Below are 22,980 nucleotides of genomic sequence, written 5' to 3' on the forward strand. Positions count from 1 at the left end.
GTCGGTGTTCGAGCGGGGTTCGAAGCTGGGCGCGGGACCGGTGCTGCGGCACCAGGGGTGTCACCCGACGGGCTGTCACCTTCGGTGACAGCTAGGGAAGTCGGTTCGGCCTCCGGCCGAACCGGAAAAGCAGGCTGGCAACGGCTGTCTGGTGCTCGCGCCCGGTGGCCAAACTTGCTGATAAGAGCCTGTCTGAGCCTCCGGAGCGGCCTCCGTGCGAGGTCAACTTCCCCTGTCGGCCCTCACATCCGACGGTGCTCCGCACCACCGGCCACAAGTGCCAACCGTCACAGCATGCACCCAACCACCCACCATCGCAACCTCCTTGACACAACCCAGTACAACATGCCCACATGGACGACACCCAAAACAAAAATGGTCTAAACCACTTAGGAGTCAAACCAGGGCCCGGCAGCGACCCGAATACCCGTCAGAAAACCTGCAGACCCAAACTGACGCACCATCAAAAACAACCTTGCATGTGAAAGGGCACCGAATACGGCACCCTTTGACGTCACTCACACGTAAGAATCTGAGGCGTAAGGCCGATGCGTAAGCGCCCTCCTTGAGGGGGTGAGATGTGAGGTGCGCCGAACGCAGACCGGGCGGACGCGCCCATGGCCGCGATCCGCCCGGTACTCAGTGGCGCCTGGTGCGCTCAGGCGCCCGCGGGCACCTTGTCGAGGAAGCCGTAGACGCTCTTGACCTTCCCGGCCGCGTCGGTCGCCAGGACGTCGAAGCCGATGACGATGCTCTCGCCGCCGCCGGCGGGCACCAGCTCCCACCGGAAGCGCGTGATGTTGTGGTGGGAATCGGTGTTTTCCGGGAGGCTGGAGGGATGGTTCCCGGTGTGTTCCGTCTGTCTCCTGTCAGCGGGGAGACGACGCTGTCGTTTCTCTGCCGGATCGCCGCTCGCTACGGACTGGAGGAGCAGGCTCTGTTGTCCTGTTGGCAGTGGCGCGGTCACCGGCCCCGGCACGACGGCGGAGGGCCGCGGGCGGATGCAGAAGTGCTGCTGGACGCGGCGGGCCGGCGCGCGCTGACGGGATTATCCGGGGTCAGGGACGAGACGTTGGCGCGGGCGCTGCCGTCCTGGGGGCGGGAGGACTCCAAGCTCACGGCGGGGGACGGCGCCCGCGCGGGGGTGTGGCGGGTCGGGGGCGCGGTGGCGGGGCCGGGGGCCTTCGGGTGCCGGCTGTGTACGGCACGGCGTACCGGGACCGCGGTGCGTGTGGTGCGGTACGCGCAGCGCTGGGAGCGGGTATGCGTACGGCACGGGCGGTGGGCTCTGGACGCGGACGCCGATCAGCCTCTTGAGCACCTGGATCTGCGCGGCATGCCGGAGGTGGGGGCGGCGCAGCGGCGGTGGTCCGGAGTGGCCCGGCGTGCGGCACGGGCGGGGGCTGATGCGGGTGAGGTGTTCACGCTGGCTCATGCGGTGGTGGCCCGGTGGTGGGAGGGAGCTTACGGGTGGGAGCGGGAGGAGATCTGGCCGCGTCGCCTGCACCGGGTCGCGGGTGGCAACGCGGGGGTTGATCTGGAGTGGTGGCGGGTGGTGGGGCGGGATGCGGTGATCTTCCCTGAGGTGGTGGCTGTCGCGGACGCGCTGCTGGACCCGGCCATGGCGCAACTGTGTGGGTCGACAGCGGCGGCGAGCGCCCGCGACCGCTGCCCGCGGACGGGGAGTTCTGCCGTCAGCTCGGTCAGCGGGTGGGGCGGCCGTGGTTGGGACCGTTGGCCGCGGTCGACTACGGCGGTCCGCTGATCGCGTGGATGGGGACCGTTATCCGTCTGCGCCGCCATCCCGGGGGACGGCCCGGGCCGTATGCGCGGTTCGACGAGAACCCGTGGTGGGTGCGCCAGGAACACCAGCCGGTAACCATGGCGGGGCAGTTGCGGGTGCTCGGCAAGGAGAAACGAGCGCCGGGCTCGGGGACGATGTGGCGGACGGTGGTGCCCGCGGAGCAGCGGGCGCGGATCGGTAATCTCATCGACAGTGCCGAGGAACAGCTCGTTCAGCTGCGAGGCGTGCAGAGCGGGCGACCGCCGAGGTCGCCCGGCAGTTGCTGCGCGGTCTCGGTCACAGTGCCGGCCTGATCGAGGCGGCCTGGAAGCGGACTGCGGTGGCAGCGGTGAACGGCGGAGTGCCGCTTCAGGAGGTTGCCCGGTGGGCGGACATACCCGCCGAGACGCTCAGGAGCATGCTGGCGGCGGGCAGGCAGAAAGACGGCGGCTGAGAACCACGGGGCTATGGGTTCGTTGGCTGTTAGCTGATACGGCACTCGTTTGTGGCAGGAATCCTGAAAACGGCGGCGCCCGTCGGCGGAGCGACTTGGCTGGCGCAGGTGATCAGCACAGGAGCGGACCGGCCCGGGGGCCGGGCCAGGCGAATGGCCATGGATCGTCGGAGCGGGTTCGAAGCGGTCTTCCTCGACCTGGTGGGGCAGTCGGTCCAACAGCGGTGGACGGATGCTGCCATGACCGTGGCGTTCGAGGAGTTGCCGCCGGTGTCGGCGTTCCCAGTGATCCCGGGGCGGTGCTGGGGGCCGGGCCTGTGGTGGTCGGCAACCACCGGACGGCACGTGGCGGCCGGGTCGAACACGATGCGCACCCAGCTGACGGTCCTGGACCGCGACCCGCACGTGACCGGGCTCGCGGGGCGGCCGGTACGGGTGCTGTGGCGTGAGGAACAGGGCCGGGTGCGTTCCTGGGTGCCGCAGCTGTTCGCCCGGTACGCGGACGGCACTGGCCTGCTGGCCGACTTCCCCAGCCACCCGGAAGTCGGCGGCGAACGCGCTTTGAAGGCAGCCGAAGCGGTAGGCGAGGCGTGTAAGGAGATCGGCTGGGCCTACCGGCGCTTTCCACCGCTCGACGATGTGCTGGCTGCCAATCTGAAATGGCTGGCCGGCTACCGCCACCCCCGCAACGCTGGTCGTCCCGGCCTGATGCCCGCAGTTCTGGAGGCGTTCGCGCGACCGCGGCCGCTGATCGAGGGCGCCGAAGCGGCCGGTGATCTGCTCGGGGTTCTCCCCGCCGTCTTCCACGCCCTGTGGCACGGACGGGTGACGACAGACCTGAATACGCCGCTGCACGAACGCGTCCTCGTTGGCCCTCCGGGCTGGAGCGGTCCGGGCAAGACAGGAGGTGCCGGATGACCGCGCGGCGCAATGCCCGGCCGACCGTGGAGGTCGGGGCGCGTGTCTGCTTCCGCGGCGTGAAATGGCAGGTGATCGCCCTGTCCGGGCAGACCATCCACCTCGTCGGCCCGGACAGCGGTGGTCAGGCCGTGCTCGCCGGGTACCTGTTCGCCGATCCTGGCTTCACCGTCATCGGGGCCGAGATGCCCCAGACGGCCCCGCAGTGGGGACTGTTCGAGACCGCGCCTGCCGCGGCGCGCGAGAAGGCCCTGGCCTGGCAGCGGCACGTGAGGGAAGTCGAATGCGGCCTTGCCGACGGGCCCGGAAACGGCGGAGTGGTGCGGCCGCAGTACGACCCCGAGCAGCACACGCTGGCCGAGCGGGAACAGGCCAAGGCCGAGGAGCTGACCGCGCTCGGCTTCGGCCGCGTCTCACGCACCACGGTGCAGCGTATGCGCCTGGCCTACCGCAAGCAGGGCCTGTGGGGGCTCCTCGACCACCGCACCACCCGCGCCTCCAGCCCCACCGGGCGGGCAGACGAACGGGTCGTCGCCGCCGTCCGCGAAGCGCTGCGCCGCCGACGCGGCCGCTCCAAGGGCACCGTCAACGGCCTGTTCCCGCTGATCAACCAGATCCTCGAAGACCGGCACGGCGTAGGCATCGTGCCCGCGCCGTCTCAGGCGACGCTGTACCGGCTCGTCACCTCTCTCGCCCGCCCCGGCGAACTGCCCTCCGGACCCATCCGCCAGACCCCCGCAAGCTTCGACGGGCGGGCCTTCACCCCCGCTACGGCGCTGCGGCCCGGCGAGCAGGTCCAGGTCGACACCACCCGCCTGGACGTCCTCGCCCTTTTCGACGACGGCACCCTCGCCCGCCCCGAACTCACCATCGCCATCGACGTCGCCACCCGCGCCATCCTCGCCGCCGTGCTCTGCCCCAGCGTGACCAAGGCCGTCGACGCCGCCCTGCTGCTCGCAGAGATGGCCGTCCCGCACCCCGCCCGCCCCACCTGGCCCGACATCCTGCGCATGGACCGTGCCCACGCGCTGCCTCACCAGCGGCTGGCAACCCTGGACGAGCGCCTGGCCGGTGCGGCAGCCCGGCCGGTCGCCCTGCCCGAGACGATCGTCGTCGACCGCGGCAAAGTCTTCGTCTCCCGGGCGTTCACCGCCGCCTGCGAGGCCCTCGGCATCAGCGTCCAGCCCGCCCCGCCCCACGCCCCCACCACCAAAGGCATCGTCGAGCGCGCCTTCGGCACCATCAACGCGCTGTTCTGCCAGCACCTGCCCGGCTACACCGGATCCGACGTCACCCGCCGCGGGCCCGACATCGAGAAGGACGCCTGCTACAGCGTCGCCCAGTTGCAGGACCTCCTGGACGAATGGCTGGTGCATTACCACCACCGGCCCCACGAGGGACTGCGTCACCCGATGATGCCCCGCAAAGCACTCACGCCGAACCAGATGTGGGCCGCCCTCGTCGCCGTCGCCGGATACGTGCCCGTCCCGTTGACCGGCCACGACTACCTCGAACTGCTGCCCGTGCGCTGGCAGGCCATCACTGCCTCCGGCATCCGCATCCACCACCGCACCTACGACGCGGACCTCCTCGCCCCCTACCGCGGCCAGCCCTCCCCGGTCGCCGGCCGAGGCGGGAAGTGGGAGATCCACTACAACCCCCACGACGTCCGCCAGATCTGGGTACGTCTACCCGACGGCGAGCTGACCGAGATCCCCTGGATCCACCGCGACCACGTCCACCACCCGTTCAACGAACACACCTGGCAGCACATCAGAGCCCTCGCCCTGCACAGCAGCCACGGCGACGCCGAGCAGTACGAAGCCGACGCCGCCGACGCCCTCGACCAGCTCATGCGCCGCGTCCACAGCGGCCACGCCACCAAAACGGAGCAGGCCCTCGCAGCCCGCACCACCGCCGCCCCGATCCCCGCCGCCCGACACCCGCAACACAACACCGGCGACCCGGCGCAGTACGGCGAAGACGACAGCATCGACGACCTGCCCGACGACGGCTTCAATCCCGCCCCAGCCGCCGGATTCGGGCTCTACGACGCCTATGAGGAAGCCGACAAGTGGTGAACGCCCCACCCCCCACGACGCCGAACCTGAGCAGCACACCAGCCGTCACCGGCGACAGTGGTGCGGCCGAGCCGTCCTGGCCGCTGGCCACCTGGCAGGGCTGGCAGCGCTTCGCCACCACCGACCCGCCCGCCCCGCCCCAGCCCGGCGACCCGCCCCGCAGCATGGAAGAACGCCTCGCCTACCACTCCAGCTTCGTCACCATCCGCACCCCCGCCATCAGCACCCTCGCCACCCAGGTCCGCACCCTGATGATCCTCGGCCGCCACCAGCAGACCACCGCACGGCCATCCCTGATCGTCACCGGACCCGCCGCAGCAGGGAAAACGACCGCCCTCCTCCACGTCGGCCGCGCCTGCCACCTCGCCCACCGCCGGAAGAACCCCGCACCGCCCGGACCAGCCCGCACCGCGGTACCCGTCGCGTACGTCCTCGTCCCACCCGGCGCCACCGCGAAAACCCTCATCACCGAATTCGCCCGCTACCTCGGCATCCCCGTCACCACCCGCATGACCCAGACCCAGATCACCGACGCTGTCTGCCACACCTACACCGCCGCGGGTGTCCAACTCGTCCTCATCGACGAAATCCACCGCCTCAACCCCCGCACCACCACCGGCGCCCAAACCGCCGACCTACTCAAAGACCTCACCGAACGCCTCCCCGCGACCTTCGTCTACGCCGGCATCAACGTCACCGACACACCCCTCTTCACCGGCGTAAGAGGCGCCCAACTCGCCGGACGGGCCACACTCGTCGACTGCGGCCCCCTCCCCGCCCGCCACGGCACCCGCCAACCGTTTCGCGATGTCATCACCGACATCGAAAACGCCCTCGACCTCCAACAGCACACACCCGGCACCCTCCCCCGCCACGCCCCCTACCTCCACAGGCGCACCGCAGGCCGCATCGGAAGCCTCACCAGGCTCATCCGCCAAGCCGCCATCACCGCCATCTGCGACGGCACCGAACGCATCACCAAAACTGCCCTCGACGCGGTACAGCTCGACCACCTCGCCGAAACTCACCACCGCCCCCGCGCCCGCGCCCGAGGCCGCTAACCCCACCCATCAGACAGCAAAAACAGCCCTGACCAGCAAAAACACCAACCGAGCCTTTACACGCCAGAACTACCTACAACACACCCAGCCACGCTCAGCACACAGTCCCAGCTCACACACCACGACCACCCCGATCGAACCGCCAATCCCATCTCTCAGCAAACCAGCAACACCCCAGTTCAGCCGCCACCCCACACACCAACAAACCCCCCTCCGAGCGTCACGTCAAGTGGTGGCTGCCCGCCGACATCGATACAGAAAGGAAACAATTTATACAGGAGTGAGGTGTTCTCGTCATTCACTGGACGTATTGGCCGAACATCCTGAGCGCATGGTTTCGACAACGCAGACCAAGAAGACGAAGACGGCGAAGCGTGTGTTGCGCGGTGGCCTTGTGCTCGCATCCCTGGTGGCGACTGGGGTTGGCCTGGCGCCGTCGGCGAGCGCAATTGCCGGGGGCGAGCCGGCGCACACGGCAGACCACCCCTGGATGGTGCACATTCTCATGAAGGGGAGGGGGGTCGGGTGCGGTGGAACGCTCGTGGCACCGAACAAGGTGGTGACCGCGGCACACTGTTTTTCCGATGTGGATGCGTCCGGTAAGCCGGTATGGCTCCCGGCCTCCGACTTGAGGGTCATTGCTGGCCAAGACACGTACGACGGCGAGGGGGTGAATGTGGCCAAGTTCTGGACCGACCCGGACTATAGCCAGGACGTGAAGAAGTCCTCAGGCGCTGGGGACTTGGCAGTGGTGACCCTGGAACATCCGATTGAGCAGCGCACGCTGCCACTCGCCGCGGCGAACGACAAGGACCTATACAAGGCGGGGAAGGTGGGTACCGCCCTGGGGTGGGGTATGTTCAGTTCGAAAACCATCGACCAGTCCAAGTGGCTCCGGAAAGTCTCCATCCCAGTTATCTCTCCCCTTGAATTCAGCGGACTCTACAAGCGCGAACTGAAGGCATTCCAGAAGCGAGAGGTATTCGGCGCGGGGGCCAAGGGCCGTGGTGTGGCTCTGGGCGACAGCGGCGGTCCTCTGGTCATCGACGGCAAGCTCGCCGGTGTGGTGCATGGTGGAGTCAGTTCCACACCCGGCGAGTATCCCGCGGAGTTCGTCAACGTCAGCACCTACTCGGCAGAGCTCCAGAAGCAGATTTCCTCCTGAAGATCCACCATCGTGGACAGAGGACCTTCGGAGCGGTCACTGATCGGGTGACGTCTGTCGGCCTGTAGCAGTCGGGGCTCCCTGGTCGCTGGGTGAGGTGTTTGATGCCTCAACCATCTGGCTGGGGGGCCTGCTGGTCGTCTGTCCTTGCGTGCTCGACCTGCCGCACGCTCCGGTGGAACGGGGTTGTCACGCTGACCGCCACCCGCGAGGGTGACCGCAGGTGCAAGATCCGCCCTTCGTGGTGCGACAGTGGCCCTGGGCGTGTCTGTGAAAGCACATCCCTTTTCCCGATCCCGTCGCGGGCTTCCGGATCATAAAGGTGCCACCCACGCGTACGCCCACAGTGTGACCAGTCTCTTTGCTGGCCAGGTGCCGTCGCTGACTCGAGTCCCGCGGGAGGCCCGGCCGGAATGCGTGCTTGCCGACGGCAGGATCGCCGAGTGGGGCCGCGTCGGCGAGCGGCAGGCCGACTGCTCCGGCAGGGCCGGGCAGCGGCACGAGGTCGACGTCCAGGCTGTCCCCGGCCCGGTCGGCGAGCTCTTCCGGTTCTCGCCCGCACTGCCCGGCCGGACCTCATCATCGCCGTCCTCACTCACGTACGGCCGAGATGCAGCGAATAAATATGGAGAAAGTGCAACGCGTACCCGGATAATCCCGTCTGTCCCTGCGTACGCAGGTTTTGCACGGCTCCGAAGGCCCAGATCGCTGGATTTCTCATGCTGCGCTTCGGCCGACGGCGGTTCGCCCCCGTCTCCATCGCCGCCCTGGCCGGGCTGGCGGTCGCGGCGACGGCCCTGTCGGGCTGCGCGCCCGCTGAGGGCGCGCGGGACAATGGTGTGGCTCCTTCGGTGACCGCCCCGGCCAGTGCCTCTCCGCTGTGGCCCGGCCATTCCCCCGGACCGTCCCACGACGAGCCTGCCCCCTCCGCCGTGCCTGTACCGGGTGTCACAGTTCCGGAGGGCGATCTGCGCGAGGTCCCGCCGGAGCAACTGCTCCGGGCGGATCCCGGTGTGCCCGACTCGGTGAAGAACTGCTCCGGTACACGGTGTCAGCTGCGTGATCCCGTCTACGTGGACCTCACCGGCGACGGGAAGCCCGAGCTGGTGCTGGCCTTCGACGACATCGGACGTACGTTGATGTGGGTGTACACGGCCTCGGGGAACTCGGTGCGGCGAATTCTGGACTGCGCGGAGCCGTCGTGGATGACCGTTGCCACTGTCGGCCGGGACCTCGTCGTGGACGAGTCCGGCGATGGTCACAAATCAACGACCCGCTACCGCTGGAACGGCAAGGTACTGACTCCCGTACCCTCCGGATGACTCTCCGCCGCCCTCTTTCCCCGCTTCTCCCTGTGCCCAGTTGATCGCTATGAGGACCCCATGACCCAGCTCCTGCTCGTCGAGGACGACGAGGTGATCCGCAATACGGTCCGCACGTCGCTCGAGCGCTACGGATACGAAGTGCGTGTCGCCGAGGACGGCCTCACCGGCCTGGAGCACTTCCGCGAATACCAGCCCGACCTGCTGCTGCTCGACGTGATGCTGCCCGAGCTGGACGGGATCGGGCTGTGCCGCCGCATCCGGGAGTCCAGCATGGTCCCGATCCTGATGATGTCGGCGCGCGGAGACGAGCTGGACGTCGTGTCCGGCCTGGAGGCCGGTGCGGACGACTACGTCACCAAGCCGGTGGGGAGCGCGGTGCTGGTGGCCCGGATCCGCTCGTTGCTGCGCCGGGCGAGTTTTTCCCAGCACCCGGTCGTGCAGAACGGCATGCCGCAGGAAGCCGCGCAGGACCCCACTGTGCTGGTCTTCGGCGAGGTGAAGATCGACCCGGGAGCGATGGAGGTGCGCCGCTGCGGGAAGCCCGTCCCGATGACCCCGACCGAACTGCGGCTGCTGCTCGAGTTCGCCTCGAACCCCGGAATCGTGCTGGACCGGCGGACACTGCTGCGCAAGGTATGGGACTACGCCTGGGACGGCGACAGCCGCGTGGTCGATCTGCATGTGCAGCGGCTACGAGCGAAGATCGGCTTCGAGCCGATCGAGACCGTACGCGGATTCGGCTACAAGCTGCGGCGCTGATCATGCGCGGGACGTGGACGATACGGGTTCTCGAACGCCGGCGGTCGCTGCGCTGGAAGGTCGCCACGCTGGTCGCGGCCGCGGTGTGTGCCGTAGCCGCGGGGATCGGCCTCCTGGTGCACCAGGCCACCCAGGCCCAGGCACTGAGCCAGGCCCGGGACAGTGCACAACGCCAGCTCGATCTGGCGGTCATCACCTACTCCCGCACCGGCAGTACCCAGGGAACAGCGGCCCGGCTCGATGCCTCTGACGTGCCGGACGGCCTCCGGAAGCTGGTACGCAAGGGCCATCACGGCACCGCCTACGGCCAGGACCTGTACGGGCCGACGATGTGGGCCGCGCGGCCTGTTGGTGACCGGATGCTCAGCGTCAAGGTCGATATGCGTCCCGACCTGCGCGATCTCAAACAGCTGGACGCCACTGTGGCGCTGGCCGGACTGGTCGCCGTCGGTATCGTGCTGCCGCTCGGCGCGCTGAACGCGGGGCGACTGGCGCGAAAGCTGCGGCACGCGTCCGGTACGGCCCGGCGGATCGCGGACGGTGATCTGGACGCTCGCATCGGCGCGGGTGACCGGCCCGGCGACGAGATCGCGGAGATCTCCGCCGCGGTGGACTCGATGGCGGCCTCGCTGCAGCAACGGCTGCTCACCGAGCAGCGGTTCACCGCCGATGTCGCCCACGAGCTGCGCACCCCGCTGATGGGTCTCGTCACGTCGGCCGAGCTGCTGCCGGAAGGTGAGGCCACCGACTACGTACGGGACCGGGTGCACGTCCTGAGCACACTGATCGAGGAGTTGCTGGAGATCTCCCGGCTGGACGCGGGAGTGGAGCAGGCGGATCTCACCGCGTGTCCGCTGGGGGAACTGGCCGAGGAGTGCGTGCGGCGGACGGGGCTCGAAGCCGAAGTGCGGGTCACCGACGGAGCCGTGGTCGACACCGACCCCAGACGGCTGGACCGCATCGTGGCCAACCTGCTGGCCAATGCCCACCGGCACGGTAGGCCACCGGTCGAGGTGACGGTGGCGGGGGCGGTCATCACTGTACGCGACCGGGGCCCCGGCTTCCCCGACGTGCTGCTGGCGGACGGTCCGCAGCGGTTCCGTACCGGTGCCCGGGAACGCGGCCGCGGACATGGCCTGGGGCTGACCGTCGCCCTCGGACAGGCCCATGTCATCGGTGCCGAACTGGACTTCGCCAACGCGGCGGACGGGGGCGCGATCGCCACCCTGCGGCTCCCCGGACGCCCACTGTCCTGACCCACGCCCGGTCCGTCGTCGGCGCGGGCGTCCAGCTCGCCCGCGCGAATGTCCTGCACCGATACGCCACTGATACACGGCCCTGCAGAGCGGATACACACCCGAGAACTGGCGGATAACCCGCCATCTCCAGGCCGAGAACTTCACCTCCCACGATGACGGAGACCTTCGCGGATTCCTCACATCCGCGAGCTGATCCGCATACCCGGGCTCGGAGGTGTTCTTCATGGGCGGAGCCGCGCCTACACGAACCAGACGGCGGCCGACGCGAGGGCGGGGACGAGGACAGCGGGCCAGTCCCAAGGCGGGCCTCAACAAACGCCGTCTGGCGTGGATCGCCGCTTCCCTCGGGGCCGCTCTGGTCCTGAGCGGCTGGATGCTCTATGCCCGGCTCGACTCCAATCTGTCCTCCACCGACGTCGACGCCGCCCTGGGTTCCGACCGGCCGGCCCGTAGCCAGGACGGCTCGCTCAACATCCTGCTGCTCGGCTCCGATTCGCGAGCCGGGCAGAACGCCGAGTACGGCGGGGGTGACAGCGGCGCCCGCTCCGACACCGCGATGCTCGTCCATCTCGCCAAGGGACGGCGCAAGGCCACGGTGATCAGCATCCCGCGCGACACCATGGTCGCCCGGCCCGCCTGCCCGCTGCCGAACGGCGGCACCTCGCAGCCCGTCGACGCGGCCATGTTCAACTCCGCGTATTCCCTGAGCAGGGCCTGTGCCGTCAAGACCGTCGAGCAGCTCAGCGATGTCCGCGTCGACCACGTCCTGGACGTCGATTTCACCGGCTTCAAGAAGCTGGTGGACGCGATCGGTGGTGTCACCGTCACCACCGAAAAAGCCATCCACGACAAGTACAGCCATCTCGACCTGGAGACAGGCCGTCACCGGCTGAACGGCGAGCAGGCCCTCGGCCTGGTCCGCACCCGGCACGGTGTCGGGGACGGCAGCGACCTGGGCCGGATCAAGCTGCAGCAGAAGTTCATGGCCTCACTCGCCGAGCAGCTGAACAGCTCCGGACTGCTCACCGACCCGGTGCGGCTCTACAAGGTCGCCGACGCCGCGACCAGCGCTCTGACCACAGACAAAGCCCTGGGCTCGGTGAAGGACCTGCTGGGCCTGGCCCACAGCATGGCGGGCCTGAAGACGTCCGACATCACTTTCCGGACCCTGCCCGTCGGCCCGTATCCCAAGGACCCCAACCGCGTGGCGGTCAAAAAGCCCGAGGCGGACGCCCTCTTCACCGCCGTACGCGACGACACCGACCCGCCGCCTGAAACCGCGAAAGAGAAATGACCACGCCGTGGCCCACCACCACCCCACGACCATCTACCAGAATCCACAGCACACCCCTCCACCACAGTCACCGGACACACCGCAGCCCCGCCGCCCGTACACGCCCGGACTGGACGGCCTGCGTACCCTCGCAGTGACCGCCGTAGTCCTTTACCACGTCAACCCGGAATGGCTGCCCGGCGGCTTTCTCGGTGTCGACATCTTCTTCGTCCTCAGTGGTTATCTGATCACCGATCTGTTGCTGGCCGAGCGCCGTGCCGAAGGACGGATCGACCTGCGCGGCTTCTGGATACGCCGGACCCGTCGCCTGCTGCCCGTTCTCGCTCTCGTCCTGGTGACGGCGACCTGTACCGCCACCGTGCTGCGACCCCACCGGTTGACCACCGCGACAGGGGACCTGCTCTCCGCCGTCACCTTCACCAACAACTGGTGGCAAATAGCCACCGACGCCTCCTACTTCGCGCACTTCGGGCCGCCTCCGCTCTTCCAGCACCTGTGGACCCTCAGCCTGGAAGAGCAGTTCTACGTACTGTGGCCCATGGTGCTCATCGCGCTGCTGCGCGTGCTGCGCGGCAAGGCCGCACGGGTGACACTGATCCTCGCCGCGGCCCTGGCCTCGGTGGCCGCGATGGACCTGCTGCACGTGCCGGGGGCCGACGCCTCCCGGATCTACTTCGGCACCGATACCCACGTATTCCCCCTGCTGACCGGTGCCGCGCTGGCCCTGCTGCGGTCGCCCACGGGCCGGCGGCACGGCCAACTGCTCCGCAGGGTGTGGTCCGTGGAGGTCGTCGGCCCCGCGGGACTGACCGCCCTGGTCGTCCTCACCTGGAGCATCTCCCAGGACTCCGCTTCCCTCTACCCCGGCGGCTTCGTCCTCGCGGCTCTCGCCGCCGCGCTCACCGTCCTCGCCGCCGTTCAGCCCTTCGGTCTGATCGGCTCGGTGCTCAGCGCGCCCTGGCTGCGCTGGATCGGCAAGCGGAGCTACGGGATCTACCTGTGGCACCTCCCCGCCATCGCCCTGGCCACCCCGGACGGCCACACCTCGGCCGATGTGCCCCTGAGCGCACTCGCCGCCGCCGTCGCCGCCGCCGGGCTCGCCGCGCTCACGTACCGGTTCGTCGAAGAGCCCATACGCCGGCAGGGCTTCCGCGAGACCGGCCGTCGGCTGCGCCGTGCTCTGACGACCGGGACCACCGACCGTGGTGGCGGCACGGTGCTGTTGGCCAGGACCGCGACGGTCGTCGCCGCGGCGGCCGTCCTCGTGGCGGGCTGCGGAGTGGCCACCGCGCCCAAGGACGACAACAGCGCTGCCGACCAGATCAAGGCCGGGCAGCGCGCTCTGGAGAACCAGCAGAACCAGACCGCGGCGAGCGGCGACTCGCAGAACACGGCCAGTGCCGGAAAGCTCACCGCGATCGGCGATTCGGTGATGGTCGCCGCGACCCCGGCGCTGCAGCAGAAGTTTCCCGGTATCACCATCGACGCCAAAGTCAACCGTCAGCTTCTCCTGGCCCCCAAGGAGATCAACACACTCAAGCAGAAGAGCCTCCTGGGTGACACCGTGATCATCGGCCTCGGCACCAACGGCGTCGGCGGCGCCAAGGATCTCCAGGACGCGGTGGACGCTATCGGCCCGGACAAGCGCATCGTCCTGATCACCGTGCATGTCCCCGGGAAGGACTGGCAGGGCAGGGTCAACAAGGCCATCAGGGAAGTGGCTGCGAAGAACGCCTCCCATGTCGTCGTCGCCGACTGGGATAAGGCCATCACTGGCCACACCGATCTCCTCGCCAACGACGGCATCCACCCGGGCGGCGCCGGGGGCAAGATCTACGCCAACGCCGTGGCCGATGCCCTGGCCACGCTGGACGGCGGCCGATGAGGAAGAGGTCCGGGGCACGGCCCCGGAGGTGAACGTGCGGCCTGCCATCGGACCCGACTTTCCGGTGTGCGCGCCGCTCGGAGCGGGGACGGCAGCCGCGCCATCCCGGCTGGGTCGGCCGCGCGATGAGGCGCCCGCCGTGGCGGGTCCCTTTCCGCGCGGCCTCCCGCCGAGTGAAGCAGAGGATTGATGACTGAGTACAGCCGGGACACTGGCATCCAACTGTGGTATCCGGAAGACCCCCTCCATGAGGGACGAGGTCATGACGGGCAGCAGTACCCCCAGCAGCCCCACTACGGTCAGCAACAACAGCAGTACGGCTGGGATTTCTCGCAGGACGCGGGGGGCACCTACGCCGGTGATGCCTATGGGCAGCGGCCCGCGGCCCCGTCCGCCGACGACCAACAGGATTCCTCCGCGTCCCAGAAGCCCCAGCGGTCGCACATCCCGCAGCAGGCGCTACGACATCAGGCGCAGTCATTCGACGAGCACCCGGGTGGGGAGCCGGAACCTGGCGGGGAGGAGCTCTCCCGCGACCGTGACCGTGACCGGCGCGGCAAGGACAGGAAGCGCAAGAAGGACGAACGCCGCAGCGGTACCACCTGTCTGCTCGCCGCGGTCGTCCTTCTCGGTGCCGTGGGCGGTGGCGGCTATTTCGCCTACGACTACGTGCAGGCTTGGTTCGGCGCCGCGCCGGACTACGAGGGTGAGGGCAGCGGCCAGGTCACGATCGAGATCCCCAAGGGCGCGGGCATCGGCCAGATGGGGGAGATCCTCCAGAAGGCGGGCGTCGTCAAGAGCGCGAGTGCCTTCACCGTCGCCGCGGGTAACGATCCCAAGGGCAGCCGCATACAGCCCGGCATCTACACCCTGCACAAGGAGATGTCGAGTGCGGCGGCCGTCAAGATGATGACCGACACGGACAATTTCCTCACCGTCCCCGAGGGGCGTCGGGCGGTTCAGATCTACGCCGAGATAGACCAGAAGCTCGGCCTCCCACAGGCGTCGAGGCCGTCAACGCCGTCGCCCTCACCGGCGCCGGCCGCCGCGCCGACGGCAGCACCGACGTTCCCGGCCTGGTGGCGGCACTGCGCGAGTACGCGCTGCGATGTCGCCCAGGCCGCTACGGACGCCTCTGCCGGCTCTCTGCCGCCGTGCGTGCGGCTGTCCGGACTCCGCAGCCGCGCCGCGTCCCGGGCGGCAGGCCACAGACGCAAAGAACATGTTTCCCCGGTAAAAGCGAAACCTGTCGGGGCGCACTATGGCCCGTGCTCAAATCGCAATGAGGTCTTGATGTCCCATACCCCGCCGACTGCCTATCAGCCCCCGAAAAACCGTCCGCGGCGCACCAGGCGTTGGGTGATCGCCGGACTTTCCGTGGTCACTCTCGGACTCGTGGCATGGCCCGTGATGTCCTACTACGAGATACCCCCGTTCACGGACGAGGGTGAGGCGATTTCCTTCGACAAGGACTCGGGCGGCGAGGACAAGGGAAGCGGTCAGGCGTCGGACTCGAAGGCGCTGACGCCCCTAGGCAGTGTCTGATGGCTCTTGCCCGGGTGGTGGATCTGCTGCCGTTCCGGGCAGGAGCTGTACATGGTACGGCGGCATGAACTGACCAATGCCCAGTGGGAACGCGTCGCTCCCCTGCTGCCCGAAGTGGGCGGGCCGGGTGGGCGGTGGGCCGACCACCGCAGCGTGGTCAACGGGGTCCTGTACCGGACCCGGACCGGTATCCCGTGGCGTGGCCTGCCCGAACGCTACGGCCCCTGGCAGACGGTGTACGAGCGCCACCGGCGCTGGTCCGCTGACGGCACCTGGGCAAGGATTCTGCGCGCCCTGCAGGCCGGGGCCGACGCCACCGCCCAGGACAAGGACGGCTCGTGGGCGGTCAACGCCGATTCCACCACCTGCCGGGCCCACCAGCACGCCGCCGGTGCACCACACCGGCCACCGTCCGACCATCCGCAAAAAGGGGCGGGGCCCGTGAGGAGACGGAGGGCCGTGAGGCCCTGGGACGCTCCAGAGGCGGACTGACCTGCAAGATCCATCTGCTGGCCGACGACCGGTGCCGGCCGCTGGTCCGGCTGACCTCGCCCGGACAGCGCGGGGACAGCCCCATGTTCATCCCGCTCATGCGAGCCCTGAAGGTGGCCCGCACCGGGACCGGACGCCCGCGCACCCGCCCGGACCGGGCCCGCGGCGACAAGGCCTACTCCAGCCGCGCCAACCGCACCTACCTGCGGCAGCACCACATCAAGGCGACGATCGCCGAGCCGGACGACCAGAAGACCAACCGCCTCCGGCGTGGCCGGGCCGGGGGACGTCCCCCGGCCTTCGACCGCGAGCAGTACCGCCTGCGCAACACGGTGGAACGCTGCGTCGGCAAACTGAAGCAGCACCGGGCCGTCGCAACTCGGTATGACAAGCGCGACTACATCTTCCACGGCACCCTGGCCACCGCCGCCATCGTGATCTGGCTCCGCGACCTCGTCAAAGAGCCATCAGACACTGCCTAGAGCGCATCTCGAGCCGAGCGGGGCCTCGTGAGTGACGGTGCGTTCCTTCCAGCGGATCAATCAGCGGAAGTGCTGCAGGAAATGGGCCGTCCATCTCCGGGTACCTGTCTTCGGGCCGTGCTCGATCTTGCAGCGGCTGACGACTGACCGGATCCCGGGATCGGGACCAGCTGTCGGTGCGGGTCGTGGCCGTAACCGTGCTCCCGAGAACATGGCCTCCGGGCGTCAGCCCGGCCGACCTCCGCACTTGCACCGCGCTGGCGGCACCGTCCAAGCGGCAGCCCGCGGAGCGTTCGCCGCCCGGCCCGACGTAACCTCCAGCACCCGCCTTCTCCCCCGCAAAGGGCTCAACTCCGGCACACCCACTCGAAGTCCTGCGTCTCTACGCCAGCCCCGTGCACGGGAGTTGAGGGATGAGGTACGGTGCCCGCATCAGGTTGCTTCGTGCCGGAAACGAAGCGACCCCCGGCGGTGCGCCAACACCAACCCGGGGGTCTGCACCCACAAGGGAAGTGAGTCCCCGGGATGCTGCGCCATGTTATCGCGCCTGCGTCGTTCTTCACGCAGGTACCCAACGAGATCCTCCGTCATCCGCGCCTGTCATCGGACGCGGTGCGTCTGCTGACCTGGCAGCTGTCACTGCCGGAAAGCACTCACCAACCACTGTCGGAAACCGCAGACCGGGCCGGGATCAAGAGAGCCGGGTTCCTGCGCGCCAAGCGCCAGCTCGTCAGCGAGGGGTTCCTTCACGAGTGGCGACAGCAGGGCGCGGGCGGACGGTGGTCGACCACACAGTTAATCTCCAACGTGCCGCTGTCCGCGGAAACTGCGGCCGCGGTCCGCGACGGCCGTCCGGCGGGCGGGATCCCGACCGCCGGTGAACCGGGAAGCCTGTCCGTCGGCCGCTCCCAGAAGAACACTGAAGAGAACACCCCCAACCCTCCCTCCCCGCCTTCGGCTTCGGCACACGACGCGGCGCCCACAGCAGGACAGAGGAAGGAAACCCTCCCCGAGACAACGACGCAGCCTCCGACAGCCGCTTCATCCGTTCCGGCGTCATTGACCGAACAGGCAGCACTTGCCCTCGCAGCGATCTCCCACAGTGAACGGCGCCTGCGTCTGTCCGGCCAGGACGTCGCCGGGCTCGCACCAATCGTGGGCGAGTGGTTCCAGCGAGGCGCCAGCCTGACCGACCTCCGCGACGTCCTCACCTCCGGGCTGCCCCAGCCGGTGCACTCCCCCGCAGGCCTGGTCCGCAACCGGCTCATCCGCAAAATGCCGGACACACCCACGCCCGCCGAGCAACCAACGGCCTGTTCCCCATCCCGGCTGGCCGGGACACGAGAATGCCAGGGCGCCCACGTGCAAACCCGGCTGTTCCGTCCGGTGGCCGACGAGGTCCTGTGCCCACGATGCCGCCATGAAACGACGGAAGCCGACCAGGCCCGTCACGCAGTGGCAGCCACGCTCCGGGGAATGCCTGCTGTGCGGGCTGCACTGCAGCGACCGGTCAGCGCGATGGCATAACCGGACGACAACACGGACGCTGTCCGCACCCAGTCCAGATTCCAGCATCACCCGGTGCACTGAGGTTCCCCCGCGGTTCTGGACACCTGGACACTGGGACGTGTGAGCCCAGGGAGAGCAGTGCCAGGTGGGAAGTACTGACTTCGGCTCGTCAGGGTGATCTTCCCTGAAGTTCTTGATGTGGCTGTGGTTGTTGGCTGTATTCCGTGGTGTGTGAGGTATGCGGATGGGGGCGGGCTGACGGCTGCGGGGCGTCGGCGCCGCGAGACGGTACGGATGCGGGCGGCCGAGTTGTTCGAGCAGAAGATCAAGCCGCCGGAGGTCGCGCGGCAGTTGCGGGTGAGCCGGAAATCGGCCTACCAGTGGCTGCAGCTGTGGCGGGACGGCGGGCTTGGGGCTCTGGTCTCGCGTGGCCCGAGCGGTTCGGAGTGTCGTCTGTCGCCGCGCTGCCTGGAGAAGCTGGCCGCCTGTCTGGAGAAGGGGCCGGCCGCGCACGGCTGGGTGGAGGACCAGGTGTGGACCGCCGGGAGGGTGGCCACGCTGATCGGCCGGAAGTTCCACGTCTCCTACAGTGTCTCGGGCGCCACGAGGCTGATGCACCGGCTCGGCTTCTCTCCGCAGGTGCCCGCGCGGCGGGTGGCCGAGCGTGACGAGCAGGCCGTGAAGGTGTGGAAGGAGGCGACCTGGGCGGAGGTAAAAGAGCCCGGGCGGCCTGCGGGGGCTACATCTGCTTCGAGGACGAGGCAGGCTTCACCCGCAAGCCGCCCCAAGGACGTACGTGGGGCCGACGCGGCCACACTCCTGTCGTGTCTGCGTGTTTTTGAATGCTGGCCTTGAGTAAGCGGGTCCACCGAGTACAGAGTGTCGCCTTTCGGTGCTGCCCCGGCTCATCTGCTGCTCGTAGGGTCGGCACCGTCTGGGCGACGTCGCAACGACGACCTCGCCGTACCTAAAGAGAGGCAGATTCCACATATGTTCGATCACAAGAAGCGAGGCCCAGCCTTCGTGCGTAACAGTGCAGCCCAGGGCCGCAAACCGGTCCGTGGGAGGCGGGGTGATCCAGGATGGTACGGGTCGAGCGAGGTCAAGAGTGAACTTGCCGGGCGGGTCAATTGGCCGCTGCCCACACGGCCGGAAACGGCCGATGACGTCCGAGAGTTTGTGGAGTACTTGCAGTCTGAGATTGAGAGTCGGGGACGGGCCCGGCTGCGGATCTCGGTTGACACGTCGAAATATGAGCACGGGCACTGCGCCATTGGCGTGATCGACGAGGATGGCGACGAGCTGGTGACGGTCGGCTTCTACGGGACACAGAAGATTTACACGGAGAATACGACCGGCCAGGAGGATGAATACGGCGCCCCTTACGAGCCCACGAGCTCCTGGGACTTCATGGTGTTTCCTCAGCGTGTCCTGAAACTTGTTGACTACCTGTACAAATGCGCCACCACCGCCCAGTACTCTCAGCGGAAGTTCAACTGCGCCGACTTCGCGATGGGGGCCTACCGGGAGGCGACGGGGCTTCGGCCTCCCGGTACGCATAAGGCGCCCCTCCTAAGGCAGTGGATTCCCAACATGCCTAGCATCCTCAACAGGTCACTCAACCGGCGCCAGGCGGCCTTGGAATCATGGTCGCGCCAGGGTAGAGCAGGGATGGTCCCGCGCCGGTAGGGATGCCATTAGTCGACAGGCGGGTTCTTGTCCGCTGGAGCATACATTACCTGAAGTCAAATTAATTTGTTGCCCTGACGATTGAGTTAGCCTTGCGAAGTTGACCGTTGCCGCAGCGTCCTCTCTGTCAGCCTTGGGTGAGACGTGCCGTCACCTCAACTGGTGCGCTTAGGTTTCTTCGACCAGCTATCCCTCCGAGGGCTTTTGCGGATGAGACGCCGGGTCATGAGGGTGATGAGTGTCCAGTTCAGGTGTGCTTCGCTGTGCTGGGGAAGGCGTTCGTAGTCCCTCGCGTTGCGGCGGGCATTCATGATCCAACCCAGCGTGCGTTCGACACGCCAGCGGCGCGGGAGAACGACGAACCCTTTGGCGCTTTTGGGGCGGGAGACGGTCTTGAGGGTAATACGGAGGAAGCCCTCGGCCCAGTCGACGAGCTTGCCGGCGTAGGCGGAGTCTGCCCAGATCTGGGTGACCTGGGGGTGAGTGAGGCGGAGGCGCCAGAGCAGTTCGCGGGCGGCATCCCGGTCCTGCATGTCGGCGGGCGTCACCATGATCATCACGGGGAAGCCCTTCGTGTCCACCGCGAGGTGTCTCTTCCGCCCGTTGATCAACTTCCCCTTATCCCGGTGCCGGGATAACGGGAATTATCTGGGGTCATCGGTTATGCCGGGTCCAGTGCATCCGCGCTGGATGACGGTGGTGGAGTGGGAAAAGTGACGTCATAACTGAGGCTCTGGGCCGCCTCCTTCGTATAGATACGCGAAGGAGGCCGTACTCATGGTCAAAGCAGCAACAGATGGTCGATATCCGGTGCGGGCAACGGGGCCGCTGGCTCGGTTGGTTCATCCGTTCCGGCTGGAGTTGATACGGCGCGGGTTCACACCGCGATCCGCCCAGGACCACGCCTATGTCCTGGCGGACTTGAGCCGCTGGCTGGAGCGCGAAGGGCTGGCTCCGGGGCAGTTGACCGCGGTGCGGGTGGAGGAGTTCGTCCAGGCCCGGCGCAACGCCGGACACCGACGGTGGTTGTCGCAGCGGTCGCTGCGGCTGATGCTCGGCTTTCTGCGGGACGCCAGCATCGTCTCACCGCAGGAGCCCGACACGGTCGAGGGGCCGGTCGAGGACGTGCTCGAGAAGTACCGCGTCTATCTGCAGCAGGAGCGCCGACTCGGCGAACGTACGATCCGCGGCCGTGTGGACGTCACGCGCGGGTTTCTGACCGCTCAGCTCGTCGATGGTGAGCTTCGACTGGACCGGCTGGGTCCGGAGGCGGTGGCCGCGTTCATCCAGGACGCCTCGACACGCTATGCGACCGGGTCGATGAAGGTGATGACGTCGAGTCTGCGGGCGCTGCTGCGGTACTTGTTCGTGACCGCGGCCCTCGACCGTGACCTGTCCGCGGCGGTGCCGTCAGTCGCCGGGTGGCTGAGTACGTTGCCGGACGGCTCGGCTGCGGACGCGGTCCCGGTGCTGCTGGAGAGCTGTGACCGGACCACCGCGATGGGACGGCGGGACTTCGCGATCCTGCTGCTGATGGCACGGCTGGGGCTGCGGGCGATCGAGGTCGCGCGACTGTCCTTGGAGGATCTGGACTGGCGCGGCGGCGAGCTGGTGGTCCGGGGCAAGGGCGGACGCGTCGACCGGATGTCGCTGCCCGCGGACGTCGGCGACGCGCTGGCCGACTGGCTGCGTCACGGTCGCCGACCATCGGTGTTCCGTGAGGTGTTCCTGCGCACGATCGGCCCGGACGCGCCGATGGCCAGGCAGTCCGTGGTCATGGTGCCGCGCTGTGCTTCACGCCGCGCCGGCATACCCATGGTCGCCGCGCACCAACTTCGTCACCGCGCCGCCTGCCAGGTGCTGGCCGGCGGCGGAAACCTCGCCGAGGTCGCCCAACTGCTGCGTCATCACGGCGAGGACACCACGGCGATCTATGCGAAGGTCGACATGGTCGCGCTCGCGCCGGTCGTGCGTCCCTGGCCGACGGCGGGCGAGCGGTGAACGGCATCCGCGAGACCGCCGAGCGCTATCTGACGATCCGCCGGAACCTGGGCTACAAACTCAAAGTCGAGGGCCGGATGCTCGGCCAGTTCGTCGACTTCCTCGAAGAGCGCGAGTCCTCGCACCTGACCGTCGAGGCCGCACTGGCATGGGCCATGCTGCCAGACGACGCGGATCCGGCCTGGTGGGCGGCCAGATTGACAGTCGTCCGGGAGTTCGCCCGCTTCCTGGCGACCTTCGACGAGCACACCGAAATCCCGCCGCCCGACCTGCTGCCCCGCAGCCCCGGACGAACGACGCCCCCGTATCTGTACTCGGCCACGGAGATCAGTGCGCTTGTCCGCGCGGCCCGGCACCTGGCCCACCCGCTTCGCGCCGCGACGTTCGAGTCCTTCATCGGACTGATGGCCACGACCGGGCTTCGCACCGGCGAGGCGATGGCCCTGGACCGGGCCGACGCGGACCTGGACCGCGGCGTCCTGCTGGTGCACGGAACCAAGTTCGGCAAGTCCCGGTTGATCCCGCTGCATCCCACCACCACCGAGCAACTCGCTCGCTACCAGCGCCGACGCGACGAACTGTGTCCGAGCCCGGCCACCGAGGCGTTCTTCCTGTCCGGAGCGGGGACTCGGCTCAACCACACCAACGCCAGCAAGACCTTCACCCGGCTGCTGAAGGCCGCCGCCATCACGGCCCCGCCCGGGACGGCCAAGCCCCGCCTCTACGACCTGCGCCACTCGTTCGCGGTGACCACCTTGGCGAACTGGTACAGCGCCGACGCGGATGTCGCCCACCGGCTTCCCGCGCTGTCCACCTACCTCGGGCACATCAGCCCGGCCACGACCTACTGGTATCTGCACGCCTGCCCTCAGCTGATGACCGCCGCAGCGATGCGCCTCGAGCGGACCTGGAAGGAATCACCGTGACCACTCTCGCCCCCGTCATGCAGGGCTTCTTCACCGAACGACTGGCCCAGCGCCGGGTCAGCACCCACACCGTCGCGGCCTACCGCGACACCTTCCGCCTCCTGCTGGAGTACGCCCACCGACAGCTCGGCCGGCCCCCGTCGGCGCTTGAACTGACCGACATCGACGCCGTGTTCGTCGGCCGCTTCCTGGACCACCTCGAACACGACCGGAACAACAGCGTGACCACCCGAAACGCCCGACTGGCCGCGATCCACTCACTGAGCTCTTTCAGCGTGACCACTGATCGGGTGACGGGATCGGTCTCCGCAACGCACGAGGCTCCCGTGCCGTTGAGGGAGGTGTTCGAAGT

The 22,980-nt window shown here is 68.3% G+C and carries 17 protein-coding genes and 4 pseudogenes; 20 read left to right on the plus strand and 1 reads right to left on the minus strand.

Translation table 11 applies throughout. The features are described 5' to 3' along the window. Positions 1-850: 850 nt before the first annotated feature. From ACWD4A_RS31545 to ACWD4A_RS31625, 17 genes and pseudogenes are all read left to right on the plus strand, one after another. Positions 851-1,765 carry a hypothetical protein gene (locus ACWD4A_RS31545; protein ID WP_451199288.1) on the plus strand — a complete coding sequence of 305 codons (915 nt, stop codon included), beginning with the start codon at positions 851-853 and terminating at the stop codon, positions 1,763-1,765. Continuing rightward, positions 1,735-2,097, plus strand: a complete 363-nt coding sequence (locus ACWD4A_RS31550) for a hypothetical protein (protein ID WP_451199290.1) — start codon at positions 1,735-1,737, stop codon at positions 2,095-2,097. The genes ACWD4A_RS31545 and ACWD4A_RS31550 overlap by 31 nt, the downstream gene beginning before the upstream one ends. A gap of 380 nt (positions 2,098-2,477) precedes the next feature. Then, entirely contained in the window at positions 2,478-3,155 is a 678-nt protein-coding gene (locus ACWD4A_RS31555) for a TnsA-like heteromeric transposase endonuclease subunit (protein WP_451199292.1), read from the plus strand. Next, positions 3,152-5,236, plus strand: coding sequence for a Mu transposase C-terminal domain-containing protein (locus ACWD4A_RS31560; RefSeq protein ID WP_451199294.1), 2,085 nt, complete (start codon positions 3,152-3,154; stop codon positions 5,234-5,236). Before ACWD4A_RS31555 ends, ACWD4A_RS31560 begins: the two co-directional genes overlap by 4 nt. An 83-nt stretch (positions 5,237-5,319) precedes the next feature. Next, a complete protein-coding gene (locus tag ACWD4A_RS31565; protein ID WP_451199323.1) occupies positions 5,320-6,297 on the plus strand; it encodes a TniB family NTP-binding protein in 978 nt (325 codons plus the stop codon). A 331-nt stretch (positions 6,298-6,628) separates the two neighbouring features. Beyond that, positions 6,629-7,462, plus strand: a complete 834-nt coding sequence (locus tag ACWD4A_RS31570; RefSeq protein ID WP_451199296.1) for a S1 family peptidase — start codon at positions 6,629-6,631, stop codon at positions 7,460-7,462. Positions 7,463-8,181: 719 nt separating this feature from the next. Next, positions 8,182-8,784 (plus strand): hypothetical protein, encoded by a 603-nt coding sequence (locus ACWD4A_RS31575; protein WP_451199297.1) that lies wholly within the window; start codon positions 8,182-8,184, stop codon positions 8,782-8,784. Between the two features lie 60 nt (positions 8,785-8,844). Further along, positions 8,845-9,546, plus strand: coding sequence for a two-component system response regulator CseB (gene cseB, locus ACWD4A_RS31580; protein WP_451199299.1), 702 nt, complete (start codon positions 8,845-8,847; stop codon positions 9,544-9,546). A gap of 2 nt (positions 9,547-9,548) precedes the next feature. Further along, complete coding sequence (locus tag ACWD4A_RS31585) at positions 9,549-10,802, plus strand: ATP-binding protein (RefSeq protein ID WP_451199302.1); 1,254 nt, start codon at positions 9,549-9,551, stop codon at positions 10,800-10,802. 376 nt (positions 10,803-11,178) lie between these two features. Beyond that, positions 11,179-12,099 carry an LCP family protein gene (locus ACWD4A_RS31590; protein WP_451199305.1) on the plus strand — a complete coding sequence of 307 codons (921 nt, stop codon included), beginning with the start codon at positions 11,179-11,181 and terminating at the stop codon, positions 12,097-12,099. Positions 12,100-12,106: 7 nt separating this feature from the next. Next, complete coding sequence (locus ACWD4A_RS31595; RefSeq protein ID WP_451199307.1) at positions 12,107-13,984, plus strand: acyltransferase family protein; 1,878 nt, start codon at positions 12,107-12,109, stop codon at positions 13,982-13,984. A 762-nt stretch (positions 13,985-14,746) separates the two neighbouring features. Continuing rightward, positions 14,747-14,926, plus strand: a pseudogene (locus ACWD4A_RS31600) (endolytic transglycosylase MltG); the annotation flags it as partial. A 62-nt stretch (positions 14,927-14,988) separates the two neighbouring features. Beyond that, positions 14,989-15,090 (plus strand): annotated as a pseudogene (locus ACWD4A_RS31605) (shikimate dehydrogenase); the annotation flags it as partial. A gap of 490 nt (positions 15,091-15,580) precedes the next feature. Beyond that, a protein-coding gene (locus tag ACWD4A_RS31610) for an IS5 family transposase (protein ID WP_451199309.1) occupies positions 15,581-16,503 on the plus strand; the annotation gives its coding sequence in 2 pieces (ribosomal slippage) (positions 15,581-15,976 and positions 15,979-16,503; 921 coding nt in all). Between the two features lie 525 nt (positions 16,504-17,028). Then, a complete protein-coding gene (locus ACWD4A_RS31615) occupies positions 17,029-18,030 on the plus strand; it encodes a hypothetical protein (RefSeq protein WP_451199312.1) in 1,002 nt (333 codons plus the stop codon). Positions 18,031-18,243: 213 nt separating this feature from the next. Continuing rightward, positions 18,244-18,848 (plus strand): annotated as a pseudogene (locus ACWD4A_RS31620) (winged helix-turn-helix domain-containing protein); the annotation flags it as partial. A 154-nt stretch (positions 18,849-19,002) separates the two neighbouring features. After that, a complete protein-coding gene (locus tag ACWD4A_RS31625; RefSeq protein ID WP_451199315.1) occupies positions 19,003-19,701 on the plus strand; it encodes a hypothetical protein in 699 nt (232 codons plus the stop codon). 155 nt (positions 19,702-19,856) lie between these two features. On the opposite strand, the pseudogene ACWD4A_RS31630 reads toward ACWD4A_RS31625, so the two are convergent. Continuing rightward, a pseudogene (locus ACWD4A_RS31630) lies at positions 19,857-20,336 on the minus strand (transposase); the annotation flags it as partial. A gap of 286 nt (positions 20,337-20,622) precedes the next feature. Here ACWD4A_RS31630 and ACWD4A_RS31635 point away from each other — a divergent pair. The 3 genes from ACWD4A_RS31635 to ACWD4A_RS31645 all read left to right on the plus strand — a co-directional run. Further along, complete coding sequence (locus ACWD4A_RS31635; RefSeq protein WP_451199317.1) at positions 20,623-21,702, plus strand: tyrosine-type recombinase/integrase; 1,080 nt, start codon at positions 20,623-20,625, stop codon at positions 21,700-21,702. Beyond that, complete coding sequence (locus tag ACWD4A_RS31640; protein WP_451199319.1) at positions 21,699-22,628, plus strand: tyrosine-type recombinase/integrase; 930 nt, start codon at positions 21,699-21,701, stop codon at positions 22,626-22,628. The genes ACWD4A_RS31635 and ACWD4A_RS31640 overlap by 4 nt, the downstream gene beginning before the upstream one ends. Continuing rightward, positions 22,625-22,980, plus strand: a 356-nt coding sequence (locus tag ACWD4A_RS31645; RefSeq protein WP_451199321.1) for a site-specific integrase, incomplete at its 3' end; no start/stop codon positions are given. The genes ACWD4A_RS31640 and ACWD4A_RS31645, both read left to right, overlap by 4 nt.

The organism is Streptomyces sp. NPDC002537, assembly GCF_053594975.1.